The sequence below is a fragment of the Granulicella arctica genome (assembly GCF_025685605.1).
Taxonomy (GTDB): domain Bacteria; phylum Acidobacteriota; class Terriglobia; order Terriglobales; family Acidobacteriaceae; genus Edaphobacter; species Edaphobacter arcticus.
In genome coordinates this window covers 4,468,481-4,484,372 of record NZ_JAGTUT010000001.1, presented here as the reverse complement: position 1 = coordinate 4,484,372, position 15,892 = coordinate 4,468,481, and the positions used below count along the sequence as shown (strand labels likewise).

At 58.1% G+C, this 15,892-nt stretch carries 15 protein-coding genes and 1 riboswitch; of the genes, 10 read left to right on the top strand and 5 right to left on the bottom strand.

Annotation, left to right across the window (positions count from 1 at the left end):
- Positions 1-59 precede the first annotated feature (59 nt).
- The 4 genes from OHL20_RS18940 to OHL20_RS18925 all read left to right on the top strand — a co-directional run bounded on the left by OHL20_RS18940 (position 60) and on the right by OHL20_RS18925 (position 4,183).
- Positions 60-911: a DUF4097 family beta strand repeat-containing protein gene (locus OHL20_RS18940; protein ID WP_263384719.1), complete on the top strand. Its 852-nt coding sequence runs from the start codon at positions 60-62 to the stop codon at positions 909-911.
- A 484-nt stretch (positions 912-1,395) separates the two neighbouring features.
- The gene (locus OHL20_RS18935) at positions 1,396-2,076 is read left to right on the top strand and encodes a hypothetical protein (protein ID WP_263384718.1); all 681 of its coding nucleotides are present in this window, start codon (positions 1,396-1,398) and stop codon (positions 2,074-2,076) included.
- A 45-nt stretch (positions 2,077-2,121) separates the two neighbouring features.
- A complete protein-coding gene (locus OHL20_RS18930; protein ID WP_263384717.1) occupies positions 2,122-2,820 on the top strand; it encodes an HAD family hydrolase in 699 nt (232 codons plus the stop codon).
- 5 nt (positions 2,821-2,825) lie between these two features.
- Positions 2,826-2,894, top strand: a riboswitch (Fluoride riboswitch).
- Positions 2,895-2,908: 14 nt separating this feature from the next.
- On the top strand, positions 2,909-4,183 hold the full coding sequence (locus OHL20_RS18925) for a voltage-gated chloride channel family protein (protein ID WP_263384716.1): 1,275 nt from the start codon (positions 2,909-2,911) through the stop codon (positions 4,181-4,183).
- An 11-nt stretch (positions 4,184-4,194) separates the two neighbouring features.
- Here OHL20_RS18925 and OHL20_RS18920 read toward each other — a convergent pair whose 3' ends face one another.
- Positions 4,195-6,303, bottom strand: a complete 2,109-nt coding sequence (locus tag OHL20_RS18920; protein ID WP_263384715.1) for a TonB-dependent receptor plug domain-containing protein — start codon at positions 6,301-6,303, stop codon at positions 4,195-4,197.
- Positions 6,304-6,426: 123 nt separating this feature from the next.
- Positions 6,427-7,014, bottom strand: a complete 588-nt coding sequence (locus tag OHL20_RS18915; protein ID WP_263384714.1) for a histidine phosphatase family protein — start codon at positions 7,012-7,014, stop codon at positions 6,427-6,429.
- Positions 7,015-7,044: 30 nt separating this feature from the next.
- On the opposite strand from OHL20_RS18915, the gene uvrB reads away from it, so the two are divergent.
- The 3 genes from uvrB (at position 7,045) to OHL20_RS18900 (ending at position 10,835) form a co-directional block, all read left to right on the top strand.
- Entirely contained in the window at positions 7,045-9,033 is a 1,989-nt protein-coding gene (uvrB, locus tag OHL20_RS18910) for an excinuclease ABC subunit UvrB (protein WP_317890973.1), read from the top strand.
- 120 nt (positions 9,034-9,153) lie between these two features.
- Entirely contained in the window at positions 9,154-10,137 is a 984-nt protein-coding gene (locus OHL20_RS18905) for a DUF3300 domain-containing protein (RefSeq protein ID WP_263384713.1), read from the top strand.
- Between the two features lie 59 nt (positions 10,138-10,196).
- Entirely contained in the window at positions 10,197-10,835 is a 639-nt protein-coding gene (locus OHL20_RS18900; protein WP_263384712.1) for a YdcF family protein, read from the top strand.
- Positions 10,836-10,844: 9 nt separating this feature from the next.
- Here OHL20_RS18900 and OHL20_RS18895 read toward each other — a convergent pair whose 3' ends face one another.
- Positions 10,845-11,672 carry an SCO family protein gene (locus tag OHL20_RS18895; RefSeq protein ID WP_263384711.1) on the bottom strand — a complete coding sequence of 276 codons (828 nt, stop codon included), beginning with the start codon at positions 11,670-11,672 and terminating at the stop codon, positions 10,845-10,847.
- A 161-nt stretch (positions 11,673-11,833) separates the two neighbouring features.
- Between OHL20_RS18895 and OHL20_RS18890 the strand changes: the two genes are divergently transcribed.
- Entirely contained in the window at positions 11,834-12,622 is a 789-nt protein-coding gene (locus tag OHL20_RS18890) for a dienelactone hydrolase family protein (RefSeq protein WP_263384710.1), read from the top strand.
- Between the two features lie 26 nt (positions 12,623-12,648).
- Entirely contained in the window at positions 12,649-12,927 is a 279-nt protein-coding gene (locus OHL20_RS18885; RefSeq protein WP_263384709.1) for a hypothetical protein, read from the top strand.
- A 2-nt stretch (positions 12,928-12,929) separates the two neighbouring features.
- Here OHL20_RS18885 and OHL20_RS18880 read toward each other — a convergent pair whose 3' ends face one another.
- Entirely contained in the window at positions 12,930-13,340 is a 411-nt protein-coding gene (locus tag OHL20_RS18880) for a hypothetical protein (RefSeq protein ID WP_263384708.1), read from the bottom strand.
- 71 nt (positions 13,341-13,411) lie between these two features.
- Positions 13,412-14,317 carry a DMT family transporter gene (locus tag OHL20_RS18875; protein WP_263384707.1) on the bottom strand — a complete coding sequence of 302 codons (906 nt, stop codon included), beginning with the start codon at positions 14,315-14,317 and terminating at the stop codon, positions 13,412-13,414.
- A 197-nt stretch (positions 14,318-14,514) separates the two neighbouring features.
- Between OHL20_RS18875 and OHL20_RS18870 the strand changes: the two genes are divergently transcribed.
- A complete protein-coding gene (locus OHL20_RS18870) occupies positions 14,515-15,855 on the top strand; it encodes an alpha-amylase domain-containing protein (protein WP_263384706.1) in 1,341 nt (446 codons plus the stop codon).
- Positions 15,856-15,892: the final 37 nt, after the last annotated feature.

Below are 15,892 nucleotides of genomic sequence, written 5' to 3'. Positions count from 1 at the left end.
AAAACACCACCAATAAGGGGCTTCAACCCCGGCCTCACACACTACAAAGGAGCCACCAAATGAAAGCCATCCTCCTCACCGCCCTCCTCGCCACCAGCGCCTTCGCCGCCGACCGCACCTTCGACCGCACCCTCAACGTAGCCTCCACCCCGAACGTCACCGTCTCCACCGGCTCCGGAAACGTCCATCTCCACGCCGGCTCCGACAGCCAGATCCACGTCGTCGCTCACATCCACTCCGGCAACAACAGCTGGTTCGGCTCCAGCAATGACGTCGAAGCCCGCATGCAGCAGATCGCCAACAATCCGCCCATCCAGCAGTCCGGCAACGACGTTACCATCGGCGAGCGTCACGGCAACAACGACCTCTACCGCAACATCTCCATCGACTACGACATCACCCTCCCCCACGCCTCCGCCATCAGCGCCAACACCGGCTCCGGCGACGTACAGATCGAGTCCGTAGGCGCCAGCCTCAAAGCCAACACCGGCTCCGGCAACATCAAGGCACAGGGCATCCACGGCGTAGCCACACTCGAAACCGGCTCCGGCGACATTGAACTTCAGGAGACCGCCACCGGCGACATCCGCGCCCACACCGGCTCCGGCAACATCCACCTCGCCGGGGTAGCTAGTGGCCTCCAGGCCCAGACGGGCTCCGGCGACATCGAAATCGCCGGTAACCCCTCCACCGACTGGAAGCTCGAAACCGGCTCCGGCAACATTCGCATGAATCTTGGCTCCAGCGCCCGCTTCAGCCTCAACGCCAGCACCGGCTCCGGCTCCGTCAACGTAGCCCAGCCCATCACCATGCAGGGCTCCCTCAACAAGCACCACGTCTCCGGCACCGTCAACGGCGGCGGCCCCGTCCTCCGCGCCGACACCGGCAGCGGCGACATAGAAATCCGCTAAACCCAACCACGATGCTGGGAGGTGGGAATATACAAACTCCTACCTTCCAGCCCGTCTTCTACCGTTGCCTTGCCTCTGCCTCTGCCCACCCACTTAAAACCTCCGTCATCTCGACCGGAGCAACGCGAAGTCGAACACCCCCGCATTAGCCGCTGCCCTTGCCGTTGCTTGCCTTCCCCAGCATTCGCCCATATTCATAGGCCTTTCCGCCCCTGAAAAGAATGAACCTCCAAAAACACCAGCAAAAAGCGTGTCAAGCCCCAGACCTCCCTAACCCCTTTAGAATGTGGCCAACAAAGTTGGCAGGGAGATACCCCCCAACCTGCTATTCTGTTAATAGAGGTAAAAAGCAAAAGGCCCGGCCACCAGCCGGGCCTTTTTGCGTGCCCCAAAGCGTGACCCCAGCCACGTACCGACAGGTACCCCACCAAGTCCTTTCGTTTGAACACTTTCGTACTCAGGTACGGGGGGATAGGAGTACCACATGAGCCAGCCCGAAGCCCGCACCCACCGCTGCCGCCACCTCTTCACCCAGGGCCACCAGTGCGGCAGCCCCAGCCTCCGCGAAGAGAACTTCTGCTACTACCACCACACCAGCCGCATCCCCGCCCCGCGCCCACCGCGCCGCACCCCCTGCGAGACCGAAGACTTCCACCTCGACATCCCCGAGGACCGCCCCGCCCTCCGCCGCGCCCTCGGCGAAGTCCTCCGCCGCCTCGCCGCCGGCCGCATCGACACCAAAACCGCAGGACTCCTCCTCTACGGCCTCCAGGTCGTCGGCTGCAACCTGCCCCCCGACCCCGAACCGCTCACCACCCCCGACCTCACCAAGACTCCCGTCCAGCACGTCGTCATGGACCCCGTCCACGGCCCCCTCGCCCCCGCCGAAGACCCCGAAGCACCCCTCGAACCAGGCCAGGCCCGCACCTCCCCCGCCCGCTTCCGCCACACCCAGGACCTCGCCCTCCAACAGGAACAACACGACCAATACGACAAAGCCACCGCAGAAATCGACGCCAGAGCCGCCAGAAAACGAACCTCCGTCAACCACAACCCCTACGACCGCTACCAAACCAACCCGCCACCAGAAAACAACGCCGAACTCAACCGACTCCTCACCCTCTGCCCACCCAGCATCGAACCCGACTACGAATCACACGGATAGATAGCGCAACCGCCACCCCGGTCCTCAGCCGCATAAACTAATCAAATGACCTTAAGCCTCATCGTCTTCGACCTCGACGGCACCCTGATCGACTCCCGCGTCGATCTCTGCAACGCCGTCAACGCCACACTCCAGCACCTCGGCAGACCTGCACTGCCCCAAGCCGTGGTAGCCACCTACATCGGCGACGGCGTCGGCATGCTCATCCGCCGAGCCCTCGGAGACCCGGCAGGAGAGCGGCACGACGATGAGTATGTAACATCAGCAATCACATATTTTCTGGAGTACTACCACGTTCACAAGCTCGACAACACCTACGTCTACAAAGGCGTTCTCGAAGCACTCGAAACCATCAAAGCCGCGAATCCAAAGATCCTCATGGCCGTTCTCACGAACAAGCCCGTCAATCCATCCCGAGCCATCTGCGCCCACTTCGGCCTCGACCGCTACTTTTTCCAGAACTACGGCGGAAACAGCTTTCACACCAAGAAGCCCGATCCGCTAGGCCTGCAAACCCTCATCGCCGAAGCTGCTGCACTCTCCGGCAAACCACTCACGCCATCGCAAACCCTCATGGTCGGCGATTCGGACGTAGACATTCTCACCGCACGCAACTGCGGTGCGCGCTCGCTTGGCTGCACCTTCGGCCTCGCTCCACACTCACTCGCCGCCGCGGAACCCGACGCAACCGTCGATGCACCATCCGAATGGCCAGCAGCAATTGACCGCTTACTTATAGATTGATAATCTCGGATCAAGGCGATGGGGTTCCGCCATAACCGCCAGGCAACAGGCTGGCTGATGACTCCTACGATCTGCTCGTAGGAGACCCATGCTTTTCATTCGTCAACTCAAAGACACCGCGCGTTGGCTCATTCTCGCCATCGCAGTCGGAATCCTTGCTGGCTCTGCGTCAGCCCTCTTGATTGTCATGCTCAACTGGGCAACAAGCACGCGCGAAGCGCATCCGTGGATCATCGCCTTGCTGCCGATCGCAGGCCTCGTAGTCGGCTTGATGTATCACTACTTCGGTCGCTCCGTCGAAGCCGGTAACAATCTCATCGTCACCGAGATCCACGCCGAAGCCCGCGAAGCGCGTTCCACAGTTCCCTTCCGGATGACACCGCTCATCCTGATCGGAACAGCGCTCACGCACCTCTTCGGCGGCTCCGCAGGCCGCGAAGGAACGGCGCTTCAGACAGGAGCATCGCTGGCCGACCAGATCGACCTGATCCTCAGCCACATTCCACACCTGAGCCTGAGCAGGAGAGATCGTCGAACGCTCCTGATTGCCGGCATCAGCGCAGGCTTTGGCTCCGTCTTCGGCACACCGCTCGCAGGCGCAGTCTTCGGCCTGGAAGTCCTGACCATCGGCAGCGTAGGCTACGACGCAATCTTCCCCTGCTTCCTCGCCGCCTTCGCAGCCGATTACGTCACACACGCGTGGAGAGTTCACCACACCATCTACACCGTCACCGAACTCGCTCCACTTACGCCGATCAACATGCTCGCAGCCATCGTCGCAGGCATTGCCTTCGGCATCACAGCCTTACTCTTCGCCCGCACAACGCACGCCATTTCAGCCATCTTCAAGAAGCATGTAACCTACGCTCCATTGCGGCCTTTCATCGGGGGATCGCTCGTAGCCATCGCAGTCTTCAGCATAGGAATCGCGCACACCAGCAAGTACATCGGCCTCGGGATTCCAACCATCGTCGCAGCCTTCTCACAGCATCTTCCGCGATACGACTTCGCAGCAAAGTTCGCCTTCACCACCGTCACACTCGGAGCAGGCTTCAAAGGCGGCGAAGTCACGCCGCTCTTCTACATCGGCGCAACGCTGGGAAACGCACTCTCGAGCTTCTTACCGTTACCGTCGTCGCTTCTCGCCGCAATGGGTTTTGTAGCCGTCTTCGCAGGAGCAGCAAACACGCCGATCGCCTCAAGCCTCATGGCCCTCGAACTATTCGGACCAGAAGCAGGAGCCTTCGCAGCCATCGCCTGCGTCACCAGCTATCTGTTCTCCGGCCACAAAGGCATCTACCACGCACAGAAGCTCGGAACATCAAAAGAGTACACCGACGCGAAAGCCACAGATAACTTGTAATTAACACTGTTTTAGTTGTTCCGCGCACCCCAACCATAACGAACACCGCCTTGCGCGATGAACGGAATTCCCTGCGTCAACACAGGAGTTCGAGCCACATCCGCTCGTCGGTCCAGCAGATTCTGCCCCGAAACAAACGCCGTAAATCCGCGTCCCAGGCGTCGCTCGCCATACACATCGAGTTGAAAGAAGGAGTGCAGAACAAACGTATTCGCACTATCGTCAAACGCGCGTCCACTGTTCCTCGCCGACAGCGTCAACTCGCCAAACCGCACATTCTGGAATCGCAACTGAGCCGTAGCGATCTCACGCGCCACATCAGGAATCCAGTTCCCGACAAGCGTCGGTTGCGCTGAGAACTTCGTCACCACAGCATGCGCATACTGGTAGCCAAAGCTGCCCGAGACTCCATGCCCTTCATTCACATCAACGCTCGTCTCAATACCCTGACTCTGGATCTGTCCAAGGTTCTGCCGCATCTCGAGGATCGACGTCGCTGTACTGCTGATCACCACCGCAGCAACCGGTCGATTGATCTCAGTCCAGAAGTAAGTCGCTCGCACTGCAACACGCGGCAGCGCAACAGTGACACCGCCTTCAGCGCCAGTGGCTCGCTCCGACACCAGCTTCGGATTGGCCTGCGTCGTCTCCTGGCCAACCTGACCAGTCCGATAAAGCTCGTTCATCGTCGGTGTTCGAAACGCGCGGAAGCCTGAACCATGCAGCGATACCTGCCGCGAAAGCTGCCGAACCACGCCAACACGCGGACTGCTCACAATCTCATTCCGGTTCGGAATGACCGTTGCGACTGGCCCCGTAAACATCGTCGTGTCGAGGTTTGAAGCCGAATCGACCCGAATCGAAGCAGCGCCTGACCATCGACCATGCTCGGCAATTACCTCGCCAAATCCGCCGATAAAGCGTTGTCGCGATGTTGTAACCTGCAACGCTGTAGCCGGTTTCTCGCGATTGCCAGCGCGGATATCACGAACATCCGCACCACCGACGAATGCAATATGGGCAAGATGGAACGATGCATCGGTCGAAGCACCAAGCTCCTGCGTCTCGTTCTTCTGTACGCGTGTCAGTGTCTCTGCTCGTCGCCCGGCACCAAGAGACGAGAAGCGTTGCCGATAGGCTTCATCGCTGCCAAACAGCCTTGCACGACCGCTCGCGCGCGTTCCCGAGCTCCAATCATCACCGGCAAGATAACGCCATAAACGTGTTCCATTTGTCGTAACAGGAGTTCCATTGCCCCGCGCTTCGTTCAGCAGGTTGCCGGTCACAAACGCTCGCCCTGTTAGACCAAGCGTGCGGTCGACCTCAACGCGACCGTTCTCGAAGTGCACGTTCGCTGGAACATCAACAGGACCTCGAACCGCAGGCGCCGTGAGAATGTAGCCTGCAGTTCGGAAGTCCTCACCGGCAGCCAGTTCATGCCACTTTCCCTGTTGAAGATCGCCGCGGCCATTCGCAGTCCGCGTATCTTCACCTGCCGACGCGATACTGACATCCGCACGCGGTTCCTGCGGATGCGCTGCAGCGATGTCGATCACACCGCCAAGCGCACTCGAACCATACAGATCCGAGCCGCCACCGCTCGTAATCGTCACCGCCTCGATCGTTGCGGGAGGAAGCTCGTTCCAATGAATCCATCCACCAAACGGATCATTGAGCGGAGCAGAGTTCGCCAGGATCAACGTTCGACTCACCGCCGTAGAACCAAGCCCGCGAAGCGAAACACCCTGACTCGTAGGATTCTGGATCCAGCCGCTCGAACGGCGGAACAGCTCGAAACCAGCATGCTGTCGCAGCGATTCATCCAGCGTAAGCGCAGGATATTTCGTGAGCTTCTCACTACTCAGAGAACTCTGCGTCACCGCAGCAGGTCCCATCTCAACGCCACTCCGCGTAGCCGTAACGGTTGCATCCTGCATCAGCGAAGAAGGTGATAGCACCAACTGCACCTCGGTTCCATCTGACACCGCGACCGTTACACTTGCCGAGTTCATTTCTTGGCCGTATGCGTGCAGTACCGCAGTCCCCGCACCGTTCAAGTCGAGCGCGAAAGCACCCATTCCATCGGCGACAGTCGAGACGCGATGATCAGTCGTCTCCACTGTTGCTCCCGAAACCGATCTCCCGGAAGCATCAACGACATGACCATGTACTCGCACTTGTGCCTGTGCAAGACCTACGAAGACGAGACAAACAAATGACAATTTCAGGAGCATTATTTCCAGTTACCCTTCGAATCCACGATTCCAGTGGCTGACAACCCGCGTCTCTCGTTCGTAGCCAAGAACGCTGACCGATCCTGTGCCAAGGCCAAATAAGCTTCCACCCTCAGCCGTAAGGCCGATCCAGCGAGCCGCAAGAATACGGAGAATATGAGCATGAGCAAACAGCGCAACCGCACCTTCAGCATCCGGCGGAATCGCGGCGATCGCACGCGAGATCACTCCGTCAGCGCGCTCACCAACCTGCTCGACGGTCTCCCCGCCAATGATCTCGTCTTTCCAAACCGACCAATCCGGACGGTCGACACGGATCTCCTTGGTTGTTTTTCCCTCATAAATACCGTAATCCCACTCTCGCAAGCCTTCATCGATCACCGCGACCTCGCCGTAACCGGCAATCGAGCAGGTCTCGCGTGCCCGCTGCATTGGGCTCGTCAACACGGCGGAAAATTCCTTCCCCGCCAAATACTGCTTCAGCTCCGCAGCACGCAGCCGTCCGTGATCGGTAAGGGGAATGTCGGTACGACTCGTATGTGCTCCACTCAAACTCCACTCTGTTTCACCGTGTCGAATCAGCCAAAGTTCTACCATCGAAACCCTCCGTAGCCTTATCCTATAGGGATGGACTTCCAGCTCTCCACAACGTACAAACCGCAGGGCGACCAGCCCCGCGCAATTGCAGAACTCTGCTCCGGTCTCAACGCCGGCGAGAAGGACCAGGTTCTCCTTGGCGTCACCGGCTCCGGCAAGACCTTCACCATGGCCAAGGTAATCGCCGAGTTGAACCGCCCCGCGCTGATTCTCGCGCACAATAAGACCCTTGCAGCGCAGCTGTACCACGAATTCAAGACCTTCTTCCCAAACAACGCCGTCGAATACTTCGTCTCTTATTACGACTACTACCAGCCGGAAGCCTACATCCCCTCAGGCGACCTCTTCATTGAAAAAGAGGCCACCATCAATGAGGAGTTGGATAAACTTCGCCTCTCAGCAACCCGCACCCTCTTCGAGCGCCGCGACGCCATCATCGTCTCCTCGGTAAGCTGCATCTATGGTCTCGGTTCGCCGGAGGCTTACTACGGCATGTTGTTGCTGCTTGAGAAGGGTCAAAAGATCAAGCGCGAGGACATCACGCGCCGCCTCGTCGAGATCCTCTACGAGCGCAACGATGTTGACTTCCGGCGCGGCACCTTTCGCGTTCGAGGCGACATCATTGAGGTCTACCCAACCTATGACGAAAATGCCTATCGCATCGAGCTGTTTGGCGACGAAATCGACACTCTCTCACAGATCGATCCACTCTTCGGCACCGTAAAGCAGAAATACTCGCGGCTACCGATCTACCCGAAGTCCCACTATGTCGTGCAGCCCGAGCGCAAAAAAGCAGCAAGTGATTCCATCCTCGCCGAGATGGAGTGGTGGGAAAAGGAACTCGAGTCGCAAGGTCGGCTCGTCGAGTCGCAGCGCATTCACCAACGCACCCGATTCGACCTTGAAATGATCAAGTCCGTCGGTTACTGCCATGGCATCGAGAACTATTCACGTCACTTCTCCGGACGGCTTCCCGGCGAGCCACCGCCGACGCTCCTTGACTACTTTCCGCGTGATTACCTCCTCTTTATCGATGAATCGCACGTGACCGTCCCACAGCTTCACGGCATGTGGCACGGCGACCGCAGCCGCAAGCAGAACCTCGTCGATTATGGCTTTCGCCTGCCAAGCGCCATGGACAACCGTCCCCTCAAATTCGACGAGTTCGAAGGTCGCACCGGTCAGATCGTCTACGTCTCTGCAACTCCGGGACCATACGAACTCACAAAGGCAGCCGGTGTTGTAGTGGAACAAATCATTCGACCGACAGGGCTTATCGACCCGGTAGTCGAAATTCGCCCGGTCAAGGGACAAATAGACGACCTACTCGCAGAAATTCGTGATCGTGTCAGTAAAGATCAGCGTGTTCTTGTAACAACCCTCACTAAGCGCATGTCGGAGGACCTGGCCAACTACTACACCGAAGTTGGCGTCCGCTGTCGCTACATGCACTCCGAGATAGAAACTCTCGAGCGCATCAAGCTGCTTCGCGACCTGCGTAAAGGCGAGTACGACGTACTGATCGGCATCAACTTGCTCCGGGAAGGCCTCGACCTGCCCGAGGTCTCGCTTGTCGCCATCCTCGACGCCGACAAGGAAGGTTTCCTGCGATCGCAGGGCTCTCTCATCCAGACCATCGGGCGAGCTGCGCGTCATCTCGAAGGCCGTGCCATCCTCTACGCCGACAAGATGACGGACTCTATGCAGCGTGCCATCAATGAGACCGATCGCCGTCGTGAGAAGCAGGTCGCTTATAACGAGGAACATGGCATCACGCCCATGTCGATCATCAGGCCACTCGAGATGGGACTGGCCGGAATCCTCAAGGCGGATTACGCCGACCTGACCGACGACGCAGAAGGCGTTCCCGACTTCGCCACCCAGCAGGAGCTGGACACCTTCATCACGAAGCTCGAATCCGACATGCGCGAAGCAGCCAAGAAGTTTGAATTTGAAAAGGCAGCCAAGTTGCGGGACACAGTGCGGGAGCTACGCACAAAGGAGTTCCTCTTCTCGTAATGTCACGAGATCGTCACAGGGCAACGCGCACCACAACTTCCTGGGCGATTCCACGTCTACTTCTATGGATGCGGGACGTGCAGAGTTCCGGAAGGAGCCTTACCGCATCACAGGGGATCTATGAAGACTATTCGCCGAGTCCTATACACCATCACGTTTGGCGGCTTTGCGGCCGCGGCCTTCGCGCAGGCTCCGATCGTTCGGCAGCCGCCAACTCCGCCCGACGGGCAGCAGCCGCAACCGCAATATCAGCAGCAGTATCCGGCTCAACAGGGCCAAGACCCTCAGCAGGGCCAGTCTCCCCAGCAAGGGCAGTACCCGCCACAGGGTCAGTACGCTCAACCGCAGGATCAGCAGGGGCCGCCTCCACCGCCGATTCCGCCTCAGCAGCTCGATCAACTGGTATCTCGCATTGCCCTCTACCCCGACCCGCTGCTCGCTCAAACCCTTACCGCCTCGACCTACGGCAATGAGATCGCCGATGCAGCGGGATGGGCTGACCAACACGGCAACCTAACAGGCGATCAACTCGGTCAGGCGATCCAGGCCGACAACTTGTCCTTTGATCCGAGCGTTCTCGCCCTGCTACCTTTTCCATCCGTGCTCGACATGATGGCCCAGGACCCTGGTTGGGTGACCCAACTTGGTAACGCTGTACTCGCCCAGCGGCAGGATGTGATGGACGCCGTACAACGCCAGCGCCAGCATGCGCGAGGCTATGGCTATCTGGAGTCGAACCAGTACGACAACGTAGTAGATGATGGAGGCTATGTGGAGATTCAGCCGCTCAATCCCACACTCCTCTACGTTCCCATCTACGACCCGCGTCTCGTCTTCTACGCCCCGCGACCTGGCTTCTTCGTTGGTGGTGCGATCCGCTTCGGGCCCGCAATCACCATCGGAACCACCTTCGGCCGTTACGGCTGGTTCGGAGCAGGCTTTGGATGGTCGAATCACGCTATTCTCATCGACCGCCGTCCGTGGGGGCGCACCTGGGTTAATCGCGGCGCATACGTCCATCCCTACGCCAGACCGTATGCTCGTCCCGAAGGACAGCGTATCGAGCATCACGAAGTGCAGCGAAGCGAAGGTCGCCGTCGCTAGGACAAATGAGCAGCGGTCGTTGACCTAATGACCGCTGCTCTGCCTGATAATCTGAGCTGGTGAGACACCCTGTCCGCAGCCTGATCCTTGCAGCCCTCGCGCTACTTATCCTGCTCGTGGCCGGTGCGATCGTCAGTTATCGATCCATTCCCACCGGCGATACCTCGCAGCAGCGCTTCGATACGCTGATAGTCCTTGGCTCCCCCGCCACACCCGAAGGCAAGCCTTCACCCGAGCAGCGCGAGCGCGTTCTTGAAGGCATCCGCGAGTATCGTGCAGGCATCGCTCCGACGCTCATCATGACCGGAGGAGCCGCCCACAACTCCTTCACCGAAGCACACGTGATGGCTACCTTCGCTCGGAGTCAAGGTGTTCCCAACGCAGCGATTATCGAAGAACCGCGCGCGGCCAACACGATTCAGAACATCTTCTACTCCGCTGTAATCATGCATCAGCATGGCTGGTCCTCGGCTGAGATCATTAGCTCGCCCAGTCATCTTCCGCGCGCGTCCCTCATCATGCAAGCCTTCGACCGCGAACAGCCCGCACTCCAATTCAAGTGGCACGATCGCGCCGCCCGATGGCCACCTGAGTACGACTTGGCGAAGAGACTAGCCTTCTATAGCGCTGAGGCAAACTACTGCCTCCGCTTGCGACTGTTCGGCTTTCCACGCTCCAAGTTTCTACCCTCACCTTGAACCGTTCGTCTAAGCAGCGGCACCGCTATCAGTTTCGCGACTACTCCGCGCAAGGAAGTAGAAGCCTACCAGCATTCCGACGAGCATCAGCATTCCGGCAAACGACAAGATTCTGAGCACCGCGACCGTGTACCGTCCGGCAGAAGGAACATAATTGCAGCAATACAAAAGCACAAGATCCTTCATCGTTGCGATCTTTCGACCCGAGGCGTTTACCAGCGCCAGCCGGACATCACGTGCCGGATAGTCGATACCCGACAGGTACTCAGAAAGCCGCCCATCGGGCGTTGCAAACATGACCACACTTGAATGCGCGAACTGGTCAAGCTTCCCATCCGGCCCCGGCACCCGCACGTAATGGAAGCCCGTCGCCGCACTCAGCGCCGCGATGGAAGCCGCTTGCCCAGTAAGAAAATGAACACCTGATGCTGCCTCAGGTCCAGCCAGCGCCGTCCCACTCAGAAATTCGAGTTTCGCGGCTCGCGCATCTGCGGGCGTATCGGTTGGATCAATGCTGGCTACGACGACATCGAAGTCTTTGCCTGCAGCAAAGCCACTCGCATTAAGCCCAGCTTCCATCCCATGCAGAACCTGCGGACAGAGCATCTTGCACTTGAAGTAGACGAGCGCCAGCGCAATCGGTCGACCATGAAGCAGGCTTCCCAGTGTCACCGGGGTTCCTGCCTCATCAGCGAAGCCAGTCGCCAGAGGCAATGGCTGATTGAGACGCTGCTCTACCCCGGCATCTTTCAGGTATTGCGGCAGTTCTCCCTGCGCAGCAGCACCCAAAGGCTTATTAGCATCCATCAACTGCGCCGTCGCAGCAACACTGATCAACGTAACACTAAGCAAAAGAAGGAACCAACGAGAGAACCGGGACAACATGCCTCCGTACCGTTCGCTTCAATCGTACGCTTCGCTGACAGAACGCCTGCGACACTGACCCGCTATGATGGACACAACGCGCGTAGAGCTACGTTCACCGCGCCGAGGGCGACATGATCATCATCAACGACGAATTTGTAACGCTGGACACACCGACAGGTCCGATGCGGACTCACATCGTACGTCCCGCAGCACCTGGCCGCTACCCGGGCATCATCTTCTACTCAGAGATCTTCCAGATCACGGCGCCGATTCGTCGCACCGCGGCCATGCTTGCAGGTCACGGCTATATCGTCGCTATGCCGGAGATCTACCATGAGTTCGAACCTGCCGGCACGATTCTGGCCTATGACCAGGCAGGCTCCGATCGTGGCAATGAACTCAAATTCTCCAAAGAAGTGGCCGCATACGACGCTGATGGACGCGCTGTTCTCGACCATCTCGCGAGCCGCTCCGATTGCACCGGCAAACTCGGAGCGCTTGGCATCTGCATCGGAGGCCACCTGGCATTCCGTGCAGCTATGAACGCCGACGTCATTGCCACTGCAGCCTTCTATGCAACCGACATCTACAAAGGTTCGCTTGGCAAAGGAGGTGACGACTCGCTCGCTCGCGCTGCCGACATCGCCGGAGAGCTCCTCATGATCTGGGGCCGACAAGACCCCCACATCCCAACGGAGGGCCGGATGAAGGTGCTCACGCGGCTCAATGAACTCAACGCCCGCTTTAGCTGGCATGAGGTTAACGGCGCCCACGCCTTTATGCGCGACGAGGGTCTCCGCTACGATCCTGAACTCGCTCACAGCCTGCACAGCCTGGTCTTCGACTTATTTCACCGCAAGCTCGGCGAAGGCGATCAGACCAGCAAGCCCTCGGCAGCCGCAGGCGAAACCCGCCACTAGACGCATCACAGGTACAGGAGCTTTTCATGGCGAACGAAGAACAGACCTACTCTGCAGCGCAGATCATCACCGCCGCACGCGATCTACAGGACGCAGCAGGTTCACCTGAGAAGCCGATCGAGGTCTCCGATGAGCACCCCTACTTGCTTGAACAGGCCATCATTCTGCTGAGCGCAGAGATTCGAATCTTGCGCGAACGGGGCTTTTCGAACGAGCGCATTGCAGACCTCTTCACGAGCTTCGACATTCAGGCGGCCCCAGCCGATATCGAGACGTTCTACGAGCGGGATGAAACTCTCGAATAGATCTAGCGCCAACTCACCGCAAGATGCCAACGAAGGCCCGTTTGCTCCGTCTTTCGCAGCACCTGGGCATATTCATCCAGCTCTGAGACTATCTGGGCACCCTCGGTTCCTAGCTGCTGTGGCTCGTCCCGGAGTGCCTGGAGCAGCGCCTCAATCGTTGCAAGCCCATCACCCGCCGAATACCACTGCGGTGGCGGCAATCGCTTCATCAAGTCAGGATTTCCTGCACCCTCCTCAATGAGGAGAGACATCGAGTTTTCATCAGCCGAGAAAAACTCGATCAATGGCCGAACACCCAGGCGTAGCGCCAATCTCTCGAGCGCATCTTCGTTCCGAGCCAGCGACCGGCCGTTGACGAAGGTATCGTACCCGGGATCTTCACCTTCCACGACGATGTACATCGAAGCTGCCATGTACGCCAAGTGTACTGCGCTGTCCTCTTGAAATGTGCGCGTCTTCCCTGAAAATCACCGGCGGTCGATCATCAGTTAAGTCCGAGGATCGTCGCCCTATCCTCTTCTGCAGCCCCTCGCCAAAACAGAATGATTGTGCTCCCGGTAGCCATCAGCAGCATACCCGCCCCCATTCGAAGATCGACCGGCGACCTAAGAACGGCAGATGCCTCGATCGCGGAGAGAAGTGGAATGAGCAGAAATCGCGTAGCCAGTCTTACGGGGGGAAGTTCCCGAAGGAGCCACAGCAGCAGCAATAAAAGCGGCAGATCAAAGAATACAGAACGAAGAAGCTCCGCGAGCAGTTCGCCTGCAGCCGGAACCACGATTCCCTGTCCTAGAGCAATCAGCCCAAACGCAAGGGCATTGATCCCGCACACGATTGCGGTCGCGAAAAGGACAGGACATTCGCGAAGAAGAGTTGCGATCCGAACGCTTCCAAAGGCAGTGGAGAGAACAGCAAAGAAGACAAGGCTAAACGAGAAGATCCCAGCATTTGCTGACGGAAATCGAAATGGAAGCACGAGCAACGCCCCAGAAAACCCTATCAGCGCAGGCATCATAAGCGCCCGGCCTCGTGTGGAGCCCGTCGCATCCCGGTGGAGCGAAGCAGCCAAAACGATTACAAACAATGGGACGAGAGCAAAGAGCGCTACCTGAGTCTCTGCAGTCGTCGCGTGAGCCACCTCATTTAGCAACTCTGGCAAACCCAACAGCAAAAAGCCTGCCAGCGCTAGGCGCAAAGCCGCAAACGTCTGCATCTGTACCGGCGTTCTTCGAGCAATCAGCATAGCAACAACAATCAGGCTGACGACGAAGTAATGCAGGCTGGTCCGCTCAAAAATTGGCAACGCAGGCGGCAGCGCATTGTCCAGGAGCCAGCCACTTCCGCCGATCAGGCAGAAGAGCGCAAGACCGATCCCCTGCCGCCGATTCATAGAGTACCCATGCACCATTGATCGTAGTGCAACACTCCGGATGGAGAAAGACGACGATCGCCCTCCAACCAGAAAAGCTCGCAGAGCATCGAAGAACCTAGCGTTTAGGGTCGTTTGTCACTTCGCCGTCTGACTCTCAGATGTTGAACTGTGAGCGGCCCCGTGCGTTCATACTTCATACAAAAGAGAGATACAGCATGGCAGTCATGATGCAGGCGTTCTACTGGGACGCTCCAAAGCTCGACAATAAAGAGCACGAATGGTGGAATTTTATTGCCGAAAAGGTCCCGGATCTAGGTAAGGCAGGCTTCGACGCGCTATGGCTTCCGCCGGTCTCCAAGGCTGCCAGCAACACCTCGATGGGCTACGATCCCTACGACTACTTCGATCTCGGCGACCTCGATCAGAAGGGTGGCGTCAAGACCTGGTACGGCAACTCCGAGGAGCTTCGTTCCCTCATCAAGAAAGCGCACGATAATGGCATGGGCCTTTATGCGGATATGGTCATCAACCACAATTCAGGGGCCGATGAAGAAGAAATCAACCCCCTCGATGGCGAGAAGCGATGGACCAAATTCAACCCCAAAAGTGGCCGATTTCCAAGGGACTGGAACTGTTTTCACCCCAGCCGCTATGAACAGGTCATGATCGATGGCGAGAATTTCGCCGGCTTCCCTCACCTCTGCCATCGAAACCCCGTCGTTTACACAGAACTCTTCAACTATGCCCGCTTCCTTATAGAAGAGCTTGGATTCGACGGATTTCGCTTCGACTTCGTCAAAGGCTTTGGCGCATGGATGATCGGGATCCTCTCAAAATACCGGTATGTCAAAAACGGCGCAGAATTTCAGCCCTGGGTCGTAGGTGAGTACTGGTCGGGTCAGGAAGACATCGACGAGTGGATCGAAAAGGTCAACAGCTATACCGATAACCAGATCGCCGCCTTCGACTTCCCTCTCCGCTATCAACTGAAGAAAGTTTGTGATGAGCCGAGCTACGATCTGCGCAATCTCACGTATGGCGAGTCGGTGCTGATGAAACGCCCGCTACACGCCGCCACGTTTGTCGATAATCACGACATGGGTGCCGACATGATCGTCAACGACAAGCTCATGGCGTACTCTTTCATTCTGGTTCACGAGGGCTATCCGAGCATCTTCTGGTTCGACTACTACAACAACGGGCTGGCTCGTCCTCTTACGCCCAATGGAATCGATGCCCTTATCCAGGTTCACCACGCCAACGCGGGCGGGGACTCGAACATTCTTCACTGCGACCCCGACCTCTACATCATGCAGCGCGTCGGCTGGAAGGATGAGAACAATGATCAACCCGGTCTCGTCTATGTTTTGAATAATCTGGGCGATAGCTGGTCCGGCACCTCGGTCAAAACCAAGTGGGCGAACCAGAGATTCAAACCTGTAGCCTGGGATGGTCACGACGAAGCTCATCCCGATGAGCGCACAACCGACGCAGAGGGAAATGCTGAATTTCCCGCTCCACCGCGCGGGTACTGCATCTACGTTCCAATCTCATAAATCGCGCAGGTAGCCGTGGCAATAGCGCGGCTACTCG